At 46.2% G+C, this 14,574-nt stretch carries 10 protein-coding genes; 5 read left to right on the plus strand and 5 right to left on the minus strand.

Features of this window, described 5'->3' with window-relative positions; genetic code table 11:
• Positions 1 to 274: 274 nt before the first annotated feature.
• The 4 genes from MIC7126_RS0116920 to MIC7126_RS27780 all read left to right on the plus strand — a co-directional run bounded on the left by MIC7126_RS0116920 (position 275) and on the right by MIC7126_RS27780 (position 11,031).
• Positions 275 to 1,726, plus strand: coding sequence for a DUF11 domain-containing protein (locus MIC7126_RS0116920; RefSeq protein WP_017654351.1), 1,452 nt, complete (start codon positions 275 to 277; stop codon positions 1,724 to 1,726).
• Complete coding sequence (locus MIC7126_RS0116925) at positions 1,723 to 5,349, plus strand: porin family protein (protein ID WP_017654352.1); 3,627 nt, start codon at positions 1,723 to 1,725, stop codon at positions 5,347 to 5,349. The genes MIC7126_RS0116920 and MIC7126_RS0116925 overlap by 4 nt, the downstream gene beginning before the upstream one ends.
• On the plus strand, positions 5,339 to 6,913 hold the full coding sequence (locus MIC7126_RS27775; protein WP_017654353.1) for a right-handed parallel beta-helix repeat-containing protein: 1,575 nt from the start codon (positions 5,339 to 5,341) through the stop codon (positions 6,911 to 6,913). Before MIC7126_RS0116925 ends, MIC7126_RS27775 begins: the two co-directional genes overlap by 11 nt.
• Before the next feature lie 95 nt (positions 6,914 to 7,008).
• Positions 7,009 to 11,031: a beta strand repeat-containing protein gene (locus MIC7126_RS27780; protein ID WP_017654354.1), complete on the plus strand. Its 4,023-nt coding sequence runs from the start codon at positions 7,009 to 7,011 to the stop codon at positions 11,029 to 11,031.
• On the opposite strand, the gene MIC7126_RS32000 is transcribed toward MIC7126_RS27780, so the two are convergent.
• Genes MIC7126_RS32000 through MIC7126_RS0116950 form a run of 3 tightly spaced genes read right to left on the minus strand, consistent with a single transcriptional unit; the run spans position 10,957 to position 12,439 of the window.
• Positions 10,957 to 11,505 carry a hypothetical protein gene (locus MIC7126_RS32000; protein WP_154655911.1) on the minus strand — a complete coding sequence of 183 codons (549 nt, stop codon included), beginning with the start codon at positions 11,503 to 11,505 and terminating at the stop codon, positions 10,957 to 10,959. The genes MIC7126_RS27780 and MIC7126_RS32000 overlap by 75 nt on opposite strands.
• Positions 11,506 to 11,538: 33 nt before the next feature.
• Positions 11,539 to 11,799, minus strand: a complete 261-nt coding sequence (locus MIC7126_RS0116945) for a MoaD/ThiS family protein (protein ID WP_017654355.1) — start codon at positions 11,797 to 11,799, stop codon at positions 11,539 to 11,541.
• Positions 11,800 to 11,833: 34 nt separating this feature from the next.
• Positions 11,834 to 12,439, minus strand: coding sequence for a J domain-containing protein (locus MIC7126_RS0116950; RefSeq protein ID WP_017654356.1), 606 nt, complete (start codon positions 12,437 to 12,439; stop codon positions 11,834 to 11,836).
• A 164-nt stretch (positions 12,440 to 12,603) separates the two neighbouring features.
• Between MIC7126_RS0116950 and MIC7126_RS32005 the strand changes: the two genes are divergently transcribed.
• Positions 12,604 to 12,882, plus strand: coding sequence for a hypothetical protein (locus tag MIC7126_RS32005; protein WP_017654357.1), 279 nt, complete (start codon positions 12,604 to 12,606; stop codon positions 12,880 to 12,882).
• A 2-nt stretch (positions 12,883 to 12,884) separates the two neighbouring features.
• On the opposite strand, the gene MIC7126_RS0116960 is transcribed toward MIC7126_RS32005, so the two are convergent.
• Positions 12,885 to 13,478: an ATP-dependent Clp protease proteolytic subunit gene (locus tag MIC7126_RS0116960; protein ID WP_017654358.1), complete on the minus strand. Its 594-nt coding sequence runs from the start codon at positions 13,476 to 13,478 to the stop codon at positions 12,885 to 12,887.
• A 242-nt stretch (positions 13,479 to 13,720) separates the two neighbouring features.
• Positions 13,721 to 14,383, minus strand: coding sequence for an ATP-dependent Clp protease proteolytic subunit (locus tag MIC7126_RS0116965; protein ID WP_017654359.1), 663 nt, complete (start codon positions 14,381 to 14,383; stop codon positions 13,721 to 13,723).
• Positions 14,384 to 14,574: the final 191 nt, after the last annotated feature.

The raw sequence follows: 14,574 nt of genomic DNA on the forward strand, positions 1-14,574 counted from the left end.
AAATTTTGCGTCTCTAGATTCCAAATTTTTCACCAACAAAAGTAAAAATTTGAGCCGAGAGGAATTGTGGACGGCTTTCTTTTCTCTATTCCCTAATCCCTATTCCCTATTCCCTTTCATATATATACAAGTGCCTTGATAGAAAAATTTAGGCATTTTAGAGGAGATAATTTCCGTGTTGCTTTTTTCAAAAATCAGAAAAATTATTTTTAGTAAGAGGTGCTATCAACGATTAACAGCCGCCGTGATGGCAGGAAGTTTTTTACCTACTTTTATGCCTACAAAAGCTCTAGCACAACAGGCTGATAATCAAGGTTTATCTCGGTCTACAGTTAATATTACAAATGAAGCTGCCTATACTTATACAGACCCAGCAACTAGTTATCAATATCAAGGAATTTCTGGTCAAACTAGTCTGAATTCTAGCCCGTTAGTTGACCCTTTAGGGAGGATTTTAGGATGCGCTGGCGCAATTTTACCTGATTATACTGGTTTTTCGGTGAGTGTATATGAAGCTAATGCTAACGACCCAACGGGAACGGAATTAGGAAATTTATTAACTTTAACTCGGACAGAGTTACCTGATATTCCTGGCAATAATATTCCTGGGGGATTGGCTCCAAATAGTCAAAATAATAATCCTTATTTTATTACGAATAATCCTGCAGGTGTTTATAATTTTTTGCTTGACCCTAACCGAGGTCAAACATCTCCGGGGAGAAGCTATATTTTTGTAGTTAATCCACCCGCAAATTCTATTTATAAACAGCGGAGAATCAAGATTGAAATTCTTCAAAGTACGGGGACTGAAGGTAATAATATTGTGCGCTATGTAGCTACTTCTTTAGATGGTCAACCTATCAGTATTGTGGGTGAGACTATGGTTGAAGACAGGGTGGTTTTAGTCAACAACGCCGAAACTCAGGCGCTGAAGTTATTCGCCTTTGAATTCACCACCAATATGTGTCAGCCCAATCAAGTGCAGATCATCAAAACAGGCGATCGCGCCACGGCTGAACCTGGAGATACGGCTATTTATCGCCTCTCGGTCAAAAATTTGGCTGACACCGGGTTAAATAATGTGGTTATTACTGACAATTTGCCTTTAGGATTTAATTTTTTACCTCAATCTGTGCGGGGTGAAATGAATGGTCAGTCGGTGAATATCACCTCAGAACGCAACGGTAACACTTTGACATTTCGCACAGATGTGACTATTCCCAGCGAGAAAGTTTTAAATGTTGCTTATGCTGTGCAATTAACACCTGATGCGGTGCGTGGTACTGGACGCAATAGTGCGATTGTCAATGCGTTGCGCGCCGACAACCGTTTTCGCACCAAGGATGGCCCAGCTACCCATTATTTAAAAATTCGTCCGGGAATTGTCTCTGATTGCGGAACGATTATCGGGCGCGTGTTTGTTGACAAAAACTTTGACGGTGAACAACAACCCGGTGAACCCGGTGTACCGAATGCGGTGATTTTTACAGAAGATGGGAACCGCATCACCACAGATCCCAACGGTTTGTTTTCTCTGGCTAACGTCCTACCTGGAAACCACACGGGTGTATTAGACCTGAGCAGCCTTCCTGGTTATAGCCTCGCGCCTAATCTCAAATTCCGCGAACGTAATAGCCAATCTCGCTTGGTGCGTTTAGAACCCGGTGGGTTGGTACGGATGAACTTCGCTGTCACCCCCACCTTCCAGGAGGATGTTCAGCCATGAAGCCTTTAAATTTGAAGTTGATGGGGGCGATCGCTAGCGCTATTAGTGTTGTTTTATACCCGGCTTTAGTTCAGGCGGAAGCGAGGGAAATTCCCCAGGAAATCTCTCAACAGGTGGCTGATTTTGGGGATGGGGAATTGGAGAATGAGCAAGAGGAATTGAGTCCCGTCCCAGCTTCCCAAGAAATCCAGCCGTTTCAACCAGCAATTGAGACTGAGTTACCTAAAGGGTTACGTAGATTCTCCCAGTCTTTAGCTTCTGGAAATGAAATTCCACCATTTCAACCGGCAATTGATACCGAGTTACCTAAGGGTTTACGCAGAATCGCGCAGCAAACTGCGGCGATCAAAATCCTCACGCCCACAGATGAAGGTGTGGTGGATGTCCAAGCTACAACGGTGATTTTGCAGTTTTCTAGTGGAAATCAGGTGGAATTGCGAATAAATGGAGTGTTGGTTGATTCGGCTTTGCTTGGTCGAACGGAAACTGATACGAGTAACAATTTAGTCACGCAGACATGGTATGGTGTCTCTCTGAAAGAAGGGGAAAATATCATTTCTGCACAAGTCGCGGGGGGGAAAGAACCGCCTGTAACTGTGCGGGTGGTGGTGCGGGGAGCGCCCAAGAAATTGCAAGTAGAGACGGTGGAGGCTCGGATCCCGGCTGATGGGCGTTCTACGGCGACGGTTAAAGGTCAGCTGCTAGATGAAAATGGCAATCGCGCGCTCCGAGATGCGGTTGTGACCTTGATATCGACGGCTGGGGAGTTTGTCGGGACAGACTTGAAACCTGAACAGCCAGGATTTCAGGTGGAAGCGAAAGCGGGAGAATTTAGTGCCAATTTGCGATCGCCTCTCCAAGCCCAAACTATCACGATTCGCGCGCTGGCTAATGATTTGGAAGCTTTTACCCAGGTACAAATGGAAACGGCGTTGCGTCCGAGTTTGGTGACTGGGGTGATAGATTTTCGTTTAGGAGCTAGAGGTACAGATTATTACAGCAGATTCCGTGATTTCCTCCCCGCTAACAGAGACAATAGTACACAGCTAAACTTCCATTCGGCGGTATTTGCGACGGGTGCGATCGGCGAATGGTTGTTCACGGGTGCGTATAATAGTTCTCGTCCGCTGAATGAAGATTGCAACTGTAACAATCGCCTTTTTAGAACTTACCAATTCAGTGAGCGAAATTATCCTGTTTATGGCGACAGTTCCAAAGTTGATGTCGTCGCTCCATCAATTGATAGCTTATATCTGCGGTTTGAGCGTTCCGTTGGTATTCCCGGTACTGCCCCTGATTATGCCATGTGGGGAGACTACAACACCGAGGAATTTGCTCGCACCTCTCAACAATTTACCGCCATTACTCGGCAACTCCACGGTTTTAAAGCCAACTATAACCTAGGAGACTTGCAAATTACGGGTTTTTATGGTGATAATTTGCAAGGGTTTCAAAGAGATGCGATCGCTCCTGATGGGACAAGTGGTTATTATTTCCTCTCCCGTCGTATCTTGGTTCCTGGTAGCGAAAACGTTTTTATCGAGTTGGAAGAACTCAACCGTCCAGGAACAGTCTTGGAACGCAAACAACTCAGTCGCGGCCCAGACTACGAAATTGATTATTATCGCGGTACAATTTTATTCCGAGAACCCGTTCTCCGCACCGACATCGATCGAACAGGTCAAGTTTTAGTTCGTCGGATTGTCGCTACCTATCAATACGACACTCAGGAATCTAACAGCAATATCTTTGCAGGTCGTCTGCAATATAACTTTTCTCGCACCCTCAACGCCGAGAGTTGGTTAGCAGCTACCTATGTGCAAGAAAATCAAGGCGTGCGGAATTTTCAACTCTACGGTGTTGATGCGTCAATTGCCTTGGGTAATCAAGGTCGGTTAATTGCCGAATATGGTCATTCTACCAATGATTCCGACCTCTTGGGCAGAGTCAGGGGTGACGCTTACCGCTTGGAAGCAGAAGGAAAAATCACCGACAATATCCAAGGTCGCGCTTATTATCGCTACGCAGATACAGGTTTTGCGAACAATGCTACCGTCAGCTTCGTTCCTGGTCAAACTCGCTACGGCGCACAATTGACAGGTAAACTTTCCGCAACTACCGATGTGCGACTGCAATATGACCAAGAAGATAATTTTGGCATTGCACCCCAACCCTTGGATACCTTCGAGTCATTATTTGCACCCCGCGTCGAAGCGACACCAGGAAGCAAAGTTGATAACTCCCTCACCACAATTTCCGCTGGAATACAACAACGTTTTGGGAAAGCGACTTTTGATGTAGATTGGATTCATCGCCATCGCCAAGATAGGATTCCTACCAACGCCTTGACTAGTAAATCTGATCAACTGCGATCGCGTTTTTCTGTACCCTTAACTAATAATCTCACCTTTCAAGCCCAAAACGAACTCACCTTATCTTCAGACAAAGATACAGTTTATCCAGACCGGACAATCTTCGGGCTAAATTGGGCAGTAATTCCCGGTATCAACATCAGCCTAGCCCAACAATTTTATAGTAGTGGACAATTTGCTGGTAATTCCATCACCAGTTTGAGCGTTAACGGTGAACACAAACTCGGTTCAGACACCACCATCACCGGACGTTACTCCATTTTAGGTGGAAGCAATGAACTCACCACCCAAGGTGCGATTGGATTGAATAACCGTTGGGCGATCGCTCCTGGATTACGGTTAAACTTAGCTTATGAACATGTATTTGGCGGCTTCTTTGGCAGAACATCCGCAGGACAACAATTTGCACAACCTTTCGCAGTTGGTCAATCAGCCTCATCCATCGGCTTCAACGGCGGTGATAGCTACAGCATCGGCTTAGAATACTCAGATAATCCCCAATTTCAAGCCAGCGCTCGTTACGAATACCGCACCGCTGCTGGTGGTACAAACACCGTCATCTCAGCCGCAGCTACCGGGAAAATTTCCCCATCTCTCACAGCCTTAGTCCGCTATCAACAAGCTGGTGTTTCCAATCAAAGACTTTCAGGATTAGGAGATACCCTCAACCTGAGAGTAGGATTAGCTTACCGCGACCCCAACAACGATAAATTTAACGCCTTATTGCGTTATGAATATCGCCAAAACCCAGCCACCATCCCTAACACCATCCTCTTAGGCAACGGAACTGGCTATGAAGATCATACCTTGGCGATGGAAGCAATTTACGCCCCCAACTGGCAATGGGAATTTTATGGTAAATATGCGTTGCGTAATAGCACTTCCTACATAGCCAGTGATTTAGCGGGTACAAGCACAGTGAATTTAGCCCAATTCCGCGCCACCTATCGCCTCGGTTACAACATGGATTTAGTCGGCGAAACCCGCGTCATCACTCAAGCCAACTACACCGAAACAGGCTTTGTCATCGAAACCGGCTACTACCTCACCCCCAACCTCCGCGTTTCTGCTGGTTACGTCTTCGGTAAAGTCGATGACCGAGATTTTTCTGGAACCCGTTCTGCCGGCGGTGCATATCTCGGCTTAACAGTCAAGCTCAATGAACTATTTGACGGCTTCGGACAACAAAGAATCGCACCTCGTCAACAACAAGAATCTGCAATCAAAGGAGCGGGAAAAGGTGAAATTTAAAGCGTTTACCAGAGTTGTGATTTGTCTGTTGCTGATTACACACCCAGAAATTGCCACCAGCCAAACTCAGAGTTTTTTGCAAGTTACAGTTAATAGCAATCAAGATAGGGCGATCGCACCAGATGATATACTCACTTTGCGAGAAGCGATCGCTATTATGAACGGGACTTTACCTCTAGATCAATTAAGTCCCCGTGAAAAAGCTTTAGTAAAAAATCACACTCAACCGCAAATTGCTTTTAATCTGCCTCCAGGACGAACTACAATTACTCTCCAGCAATTATTACCACCCTTGACAACTCCCGGTTTAGTAGTTGATGGCACAACACAACCAGGATATGATTCAGCGAAATCACTTACAACAGCAATTAGCATTCCTCAGCCAATTGTCAGTATTACCCCAGCACCAGGAGTAGAAGTTTTTCGCGGGTTGACGGTGGTAGCGAATCAAGTGACTATTCGCGGTTTGAGTCTTTATGGTTTCACTTCTCAACACAGAGCGACAGAAACGACTCCTCCGGCTGATATTTTTATTACCTCATCCGATTCTAACTTGCCTAGCGATCGCGTATTGATTGAAAATAACTGGTTGGGTATCACGCCCAATGCAGATATTCCCTCGACTACTTCGGCTTTTGGCGTTTCTGTATTCAACGCCACTAACACAGTCATCCGTCGCAACCGCATTTCTCACCACGATGGTAGCGGTATTATCACTGGAAATCAGGCGACAGGAACGCAAGTAACAGAAAATATGATCCTGGGTAATGGAATCCGGGGAATGCCTGATGCTATCCGTTTAGATGGCATCATTAATCAATCGGCAGTTTCCGCTAACTTGATTTGCGCTAACGATGGTAGCGGTGTATTTTTATTTAAACCAGAAGGTTCAGTAAAAATTCTTGACAATCAAATTAAGTTTAATGGACGACGGTTGCGTCGGGCAGCAATTTTTGTCATGGGAAGCAACCATCAAATCCAAAATAACCAAATTAGCGCCCAAAATGGCCCTGGGGTGGTGGTGTCTGCGTTTCCTCCTGGTGGCTCATTCCATCATGGCGCGGCTATGGGTAATTTGATTCAAAATAACCGCTTTAGTAATTTGCAAGGACTTAGCATTGACTTGAATACCAGAGCACATCTAGGTGTAGAGGACTTTCAGCGGGGAGATGGCAAAAATCCTCGTCGGGATACTGAAAATCGACGTTGGGATACAGCCAACGCCGCCATTAATGCACCAGAATTTTTAGCACCAGAATTTTTGCTTATCAATCATCAAGTGCATCTTGATGGTATCGCTGATCCGGGAACAGAAATCGAAATTTATCGAGTTGGTCTGGATGGAGCTTTAGCAGAAGTTCTCACCACCCTTAAAGCTGATGATTCGGGAAGATTTGGCGCCACACTACGAAATTTACAACCAGGATCGAGAGTAAGTGCGATCGCTACAGATGCTAAATACGGTACCTCTGAACCTGCCAATCATGCCGTTATTGTCACAAAAATTGGTGAAAAGTTAACACCACCGCCCCCACCAACTGTAGATATTCCCAGTTGTGGATGAAAATTCATGAACAATCCTGAGTAAATGTTGGATTTCCGTAAATTTGGGGAATCTTAAACACGGTTATTTTTACACTTACCCAACAATACTTATACATGAAATCAATATTGAAAGAAATCAGAGCGATCGCCCACCGTCGCTTCTCACCACGACCAACCCGATTTTCTCGTCAACTCCCTTTCGGGCTAGCTTGTACTTGGGTGATGGTATTCGCCAGCAGCGCTTGGGCCAAAATCGAAATCAACAAAGAATTTAACCCCATCACCATCAACCCCAGCCAACCCTCAAAAATTACTATTCGGCTATTTAACAACAAAGCTACACCCGTCACCAGCGCCACGTTCACCGATAATTTACCTGCTGGGGTAATAGTTGCGACTCCACTTAACCTAGTGAACAGTTGCGGTGGAACAGTCACCAATGCGTCAGGCGGTGCACTTAGCCCTGGCGATACTAGTATTAAACTCACAGGTGGTACAATTCCTGCATCTGCAGCTGTATCAGGTGAATGTAGTATTACGGTTGATGTCACTTCTAACACCACCGCCACCAACACTCAAACCTATGTTAATAGTATTCCCGTCAACGGACTCACAGGTGAGCAAGATGGAACAACACTCAAAAGTAGTACTGAAGCTAACGCCACCCTCACCGTCGAACCCATCAAACCTGTAACTGGTAGTAAAGCATTTTCTGTAGGTAATCTCCACGGCAATGGTACTGCTACCACCATGACGATTACCATTAATAACCCCAACTTAATAGATTTAACTGCAGTTGCTTTCATCGATAATCTCCCTGCGAGCACAAAAGTTGCACCCACACCGAATATTCAAAACACCTGCAGCGGTACCGTCACAGCCACAGCAGGTAGTAGTGCAGTTTCCCTCGCCAGTGGTACAATCGCTCCGAAAGCTGCCTGCACAATTAAAGTAGACTTAGTAGCTGCTGACAGTAATACCTTCCTCAACCAAAGTTTTACCAACACCATTCCCGTCGGCGCCATCACCACCGCACAAGGCGCTAAAACCACCAACACCGCTGCTCTCACCGCCCCAATTACCGTCCAAACAGGAGCGGAAGTCAAAAAAGCTTTTAACCCCAGCACTATTCAAGGGGGCGAAACTTCCCAATTAACTATCACCATCAACAACTACAACAGCACCGCAATTACCAACGCCGACCTGACTGACCCCATACCAGCTAACGTCACCGTCCAGAGTCTCGACTCCAACTCTTGCGGTGGTACCGCCACATTTACAGCCTCTCAAGTCCAACTCACAAATGGAACCATCCCCGCAGCACCAGCGCCTGTGGGTGCTGGTTCTTGTCAAATTAAAGTCACAGTCACCTCAACTAAAAAAGCTAATTACACCAACACCATTCCTGCAGGCAAATTTGGTACTGTTAACTATGGTGCGGCGACTGCAAATTTAAATGTTTTAGCCCCTGTCTCTGTGGGAAAAGCTTTTAGCCCCAACAAAATCATCCGGGGACAAGAAACCACACTGACAATTACCCTCACCAACACTGATAGCAATCCCGCAAATATTACATCTTTTACAGATGACTTGACGACAATGGGGACGGGCTATACAGTTAGCGGCGCTGCTACCACTACCTGTGTTGGTGGTACAGTGAATGCGCCTAATGGTGGTACTCTCATTCAAATGAATAGTGGACAAATTCCCGCTAAAAGTGGCTCTAATAAAGGTTCGTGTACCATCACAGTTAAGGTAAAAGCCGATGACCTCACTGGTCAAGGTGGTAACGGCGATGGTAATGTCACTAACAAAGTTCCTCCCGGTAATCTGAAAACAGATTTAGGTGATAACCCTTATCAAGGACAAGCAGATTTGTTCCTTAATGGTAAGGTGCAATTAGAAAAATCTTTCTCTGATACTCAAAGAACTCAAGGACAAGAAACCACATTAACAATTAAGCTGATCAACACCCAACCTGCTGATGTTAATGTGACATCTTTTACTGACAACCTCAATACTATGGGGGCTGGATTTACCATCGCTAGTAGCAGTACAGCTAGCACAAATTGTGGCGGTGCTCTTACTGCTGCTGCGGGAACTACGCAAATTGCCATGAGTGGTGGTAAGATTCCTGCTAGCAGCTTCTGTACAATTACCGTACCCGTGAAGGTGAGTATTACTGCTCCTAGCGGTTCACACACCAACACAATTAATGTGGATGAATTAAAAACCAGTATTGGGAATAACGCTATTCGCGCCACAGCTAACTTAAATGTCAAAAATGCTGTAGTTGTCAGTAAAGCATTTAACCCACCCGCTGTAGCTGTAGGCGGAAAAAGTCGCTTAACCATTACCATTGACCGAGAGGAGGTGTTTGCACCTAATTTCACCGGGATGAATTTAACTGATACCCTCCCCGCTGGACATACAGTTGATGCTACACCCAATGTCAGCAACAACTGCGGCGGTGGTGTGTCAGCTAGTGGTGCGACAATCTCCTTAACAGGTGGTGCTTTGTCTGGAGATAAATGTCAAATTAGTGTGGATGTTCGCGTCCCCAACTCTGCGGGAACTGCTACTAATACTATCGCTGCTGCTGCCCTAAAAACAGACCAAGGCGCAACTAACGAATTCGCTGTCAATGCTGATATCAAAAGAACAGCCGCGACTTTAAACCTGAATAAATCTTTTGCTCCAATTAAAGTCTCTCCCGGTCAGTCTTCTCGCCTCAGTGTCCTCATTAAAAATAACGATAACGATGCTATAGATTTAACTGGTGTGAGTTTTATAGATAATTTACCTTTGGGGATGGACTTGGCTGCAGTTCCTAATCCTACTTTTACAGGTAGTGGTTGTAGTAATGCTACATTTACCGCTGTACCGGCAGATAATAAAGTCATCGTTAGTGGTGCATCTGTGGTCAAGGATGCAACCTGTACTCTCGCAGTGGATGTCGTCTCTAATTTTGCTGGAAATTTAACGAACGTTTTGAATTCTGCTATTGTCAGCAGTAGTGAACAAGTTACTAATGCCAATTTAGTCAAAGCGACCCTGACGGTATTAGGTAGAGGTGATTTGACAGTGACAAAAACCGACGGTAAGAAGTTTATCGCCGCTGGTCAAACTACCGTATACACCATTGTGGTGACTAACTCCCAACCAGTGAACGGTGGACAATGGGATAATATTGCTGGTATCGACGTCATTGACACCGCCCCTGCTGGCGTCACCTTTACTAGTTGGACTTGCAGTGCGACTGCTGGTTCTGGCTGTGCTGTAGCTGCGGGCACTGGTGATGTGAATACCAGTGTGACTTTATTAAAATCTGGTCAGGCTACTATTTTAATTAACGCTAAATTGGCTGATAACATTGCCAAAGGTACAAAAATTAAGAATATAGCTTCCGTGGATTTACCTAGCACGGTAACTGATCCTGACCAATCATCAAACACAGCTACCGACGAAAATACTGTGGGTGGTAATCCTAATGTGCTGTTGGTGAAGCGAATTACAGCCTTGAATGGCGGGACGAAGACTAACGGGGGTGATAATTTGGCGGGATACATGAATGAGGCGAGTAATCCCTACGATGATAATACCATTGAACCTGCCCTAGCTCCCCAATTACCTCAGTATCCCACCGCAGATACTGACAAGTGGCCGAATCCGAGTACTTTCCTCATCGGTGGCGTTAATGGTGGGAATGTGAAACCGGGAGACGAACTTGAATATACGATTTATTTCCTCTCGACTGGAGATAACGAAGCGAATCAAGTGTTATTTTGCGATCGCATTCCCAATAATACTACCTTTATTCCCACCGCTAAAGCCGGCGATCCGCAAGCCGCACCAGGTGGTCTACCCAGTGCAGACAGAGGTATTATCGTCAGACTCAACGGACAAAACCAAACTCTCACCAACGCCCAAGATGGCGATATCGGTCGCTATTTTCCCCCTAGTGAAGACCCTGTTGCATTTTATGCGAGTCAAAACCCTTCGCGACAAATTAAATGCGGTGGCGCAAATACCAACGGTGCGGTAGTTGTGGATTTAGGGACATTACCCAGCGCCACCGGTTCCGGTACACCCACTGGTTCCTATGGCTTTGTTCGCTTCCGGGGTAGGGTGAAATAGATCTGGAAGTGTGGGAGGTGTGGGAGGTGTGGGGGGTGTGGGGAGTGTGGGAGATGGGGTGATGGGGTGATGGGGAGATGGGGTGATGGGGTGATGGGGAAGTGGGGGAAGCTTTGGATTTTGAGGAGGATGTTTTGAGTTATGAAATCCAAGTTTCAGGTTCAAAGGCTGACGCTTCAGGTTCAAAGGCTCAAGTTTCAGGTTCAAAGGCTCAAGCTTCAGGCTCAAAGGCTCAAGCTTCAGGCTCAAAGGCTCAAGCTTCAGGTTCAAAGGCTGACGCTTCAGGTTCAAAGGCTCAAGTTTCAGGTTCAAAGGCTGACGCTTCAGGTTCAAAGGCTGACGCTTCAGGTTCAAAAGCTCAAGTTTCAGGTTCAAAGGCTCAAACTTTATCCCCATCACCCCACCTCCCACACTCCCCACACCTCCCACACCTCCCACACCTCCCACACCTCCCACACCTCCCACACTCCCCATCACCCCACCACCCCATCACCCCATCACCCCACGCTAACCACCGCTAACTGGGGGGATTAAGACTACCTCATCCCCATTTTGAAGAATGGTATCTGGTTCGACAAATATCAGATTAATTCCGAAGCGGGTGAGGTGGCGCCACTGTTTCAGTTCTGGGTGTTCTGCAATCAGGCGATCGCACACGGCACTAACGGGTGTATCTTGGGGAAAATTCCATACCAATTCTGCAGCTCCACACGCTTCTTGATAAGCGGCGAATAATTTGACGGTGACGGTGATTGCAGAATTGGACATAAATTTTCTCGCCCTGAGATGAATACTGACAGAATCAAAAAATTTGTTCTAAACGCTCAAAGTCTAGTTGCACTTCACTGTGGAGAGTTCGATTGTGGGGGTCAGTTTTTAAAGCTTTTTTGAGATATATTCTGGCTTTGAGCAGTTGATTTTGATTAATTAGCGCCCGTCCCCAAATTTGATAAGCGATCGCTTGCCATTGTCGCACTTCTGGATCGTCGGGTAAACGAGCGGCTAAAGCTTCCACCAGAGCGATCGCTTGGGGAAATCTTTTTTCTTGCAAAAATCGCTGCAACTGTTCATATGTCTTCCATTTCAGCCGTCGCTCTATTTCTGCTAAATGGGGCGGCTTGGGGGTGGTGACTGTCGTTTTTGGTGCTGTCTGTGGCGGTGTTTGGGGCTGGTCATACCAAGCAGTTGCTGACTGCGTGGTGTGCAACACTGTTTCCTCTGGCGGTACTACCGCCAGCAGGAGCTTGTAAGCTTCTGTTAAAGCAATAAACTTATCTTTAGCTTTTTTGTCATCCTGATTGATATCGGGGTGGTATTGCTGCGCCAAGCGTCGATATGACGTCTTGATATCAGCAAAGGAGGCGCCCGATCTTAAACCCAATAAACGATAGCAATCGCCAAGATCCATTTTGAGTTATCAGCTATCAAATATGCATCTTTCAACTATCAGCACAAAGCTGGAGTTTTTCATGATAAAGAGTAATTTTCTAATTTAAAGTTCAGATTTAACGGAATGGCAAGGGGGCGTGGGACTAGGAAGTGTGGGAGGTGGGGTGATGGGGTGATGGGGTGATGGGGTGGTGTGGGGAGTGTGGGGGATTGGAGCTTGAGCCTTTGAGCCTGACGCTTGAGCCTTTGAGCCTGAAGCTTGAGCCTTTGAGCCTGACACTTGAGCCTTTGAGCCTGACACTTGAGCCTTTGAGCCTGACACTTGAGCCTTTGAGCCTGAAGCTTGAGCCTTTGAGCCTGAAGCTTGAGCCTTTGAGCCTGAAGCTTAAATTTCAGAACCCAAAGCTTCCCCTACCTCCCCACCTCCCCACCTCTCCATCTCCCCATCTCCCTACCCCCTAATCTTACGGTCTTTCCTCAATCACGCGGTCAATCAAGCCGTATTCTTTGGCTTCCGCCGCAGACATGAAGAAGTCACGATCCATGTCTTTTTCAATTTTGGCTATGGTTTGACCTGTTTTATCAGCGTAAATGCCGTTGAGTTGTTGACGAATCCGGAGAATCTCTCTGGCTTCAATTTCGATATCGGTGGCTTGACCACGAGTTCCACCGGAGGGTTGGTGAATCATAATCCGGGAGTGAGGTAAGGCGAGCCGTTTACCTTTGGTACCTGCAGCTAGCAAAAATGACCCCATCGAGGCGGCTAAACCCACGCAAATTGTGACTACATCTGATTTGATGTGTTGCATGGTGTCGAAAATTGCCAAGCCGGATGTCACCATCCCACCAGGAGAGTTGATATATAAATAGATGTCTTTGCCGGGATCTTCAGAATCCAGATACAGCATAACGGCGATAATCTGGTTAGCGATTTCGTCGTCAATGTCTCGTCCCAAGAAAATAATTCTTTCTCGATAAAGGCGATCGTAGATGCTGATCCAGTCTGTGAATTGCCCTCCCGGCATCCGGTAAGGAACTTTGGGAATACCTATAGGCATTTTCGCTACTCCATTTGTAATGAGTTATTAGTTGGCGTTGCTGAATGATAGGTTGATTTTTATCTCGCGCATACCGGCGAAGCCGTTCCCGCAGGGTAGACGCAAAGACGCAAAGAATAGACTTTCATTCTTGGTGAAAAACCCCAATTCATCCTGCAATTATGCAACGCCTGAGTTATTAGTCATTTGTTGTTTGTCATTTGTTGAGTGGAAAGGACAAACGACACAGCACAAATGAACAATTAAAGGATACTGGCAGGTAGTGGGGGATTGGCGAGTTCTTCTTTTTCAAAAACTCGGTCAATCACGCCGTAATCTCTGGCTTGATAGGGAGTCATGTAGAACAGACGATCCATATCTTTGGTGATTTTTGCTTCTGGCTGTCCGGTGGTGTAGGACAGGATATCAACCATTGATGCTTTGTTTGCCAGAACTTCCTTCGCCCGAATTTGGATATCCGTTGCTTGACCTTGGGCGTAACTCTTTGGCTGGTGCAGGATAATGTTAGCGTTGGGTAAGCTGGCGCGGCAGCCTTTTGTTCCAGCACTGAGTAACATCGCTGCCATACCCATTGCCGAACCAATGCAGATAGTGTGGATGGGTGGCTTGATGTATTTCATGGTGTCATAGATGGCGAAGGCTTCGGTTTCAAAGCCAATAGGGTCGCCGCTGTAGCCAGAAGTGCCGGTGGAATTGATATAAATCTTAATCGGTTTTTCGGGGTCGTCGGACTGGAGATAAAGTAGTTGGGCGACGATCAATTCTGTGACAGCAGGCACCAGTGGCATTCCAAGGTAGACTATTCGCTCCTTCAATAATAAGGAAGGTAAATCTGGCGGTGGTGTCCGGTAGGAGTTGTCGCCGTAGTAGGGGGCTTGAACAGCCTTGATGGGGGAAATGTCCATAGCAACTGATCGCCTGAAATTATTGCCGTTAACTGTAATACATCCTAGCGCGATGCTAGCTGTCGTCAAAGTGTGGATTTCTCCCTAGTGCGAATGATAACTGGGTATTTGTGATTCACTACCCCATCTGCTAATTTTCCGTAGCGCTGTTGTGGCGCTTTGTTGTTATTTATAAATGTATATATCCTGAA

Origin of the sequence: Fortiea contorta PCC 7126 (assembly GCF_000332295.1) — a bacterium.
GTDB classification, from domain to species: Bacteria; Cyanobacteriota; Cyanobacteriia; order Cyanobacteriales; family Nostocaceae; genus Fortiea; species Fortiea contorta.

Excerpts from the sequence above, each read along its gene's own strand:
- MIC7126_RS0116920 (WP_017654351.1), top strand. The coding sequence starts at position 275 with ATGCCTACAAAAGCTCTAGCACAACAGGCTGATAATCAAGGTTTATCT.
- MIC7126_RS0116925 (WP_017654352.1), top strand. The coding sequence starts at position 1,723 with ATGAAGCCTTTAAATTTGAAGTTGATGGGGGCGATCGCTAGCGCTATT.
- MIC7126_RS27780 (WP_017654354.1), top strand. The coding sequence starts at position 7,009 with ATGAAATCAATATTGAAAGAAATCAGAGCGATCGCCCACCGTCGCTTC.
- MIC7126_RS32000 (WP_154655911.1), bottom strand. The coding sequence starts at position 11,505 with ATGGGGAGTGTGGGAGGTGTGGGAGGTGTGGGAGGTGTGGGAGGTGTG.
- MIC7126_RS0116945 (WP_017654355.1), bottom strand. The coding sequence starts at position 11,799 with ATGTCCAATTCTGCAATCACCGTCACCGTCAAATTATTCGCCGCTTAT.
- MIC7126_RS0116950 (WP_017654356.1), bottom strand. The coding sequence starts at position 12,439 with ATGGATCTTGGCGATTGCTATCGTTTATTGGGTTTAAGATCGGGCGCC.
- MIC7126_RS32005 (WP_017654357.1), top strand. The coding sequence starts at position 12,604 with ATGGGGTGGTGTGGGGAGTGTGGGGGATTGGAGCTTGAGCCTTTGAGC.
- MIC7126_RS0116960 (WP_017654358.1), bottom strand. The coding sequence starts at position 13,478 with ATGCCTATAGGTATTCCCAAAGTTCCTTACCGGATGCCGGGAGGGCAA.
- MIC7126_RS0116965 (WP_017654359.1), bottom strand. The coding sequence starts at position 14,383 with ATGGACATTTCCCCCATCAAGGCTGTTCAAGCCCCCTACTACGGCGAC.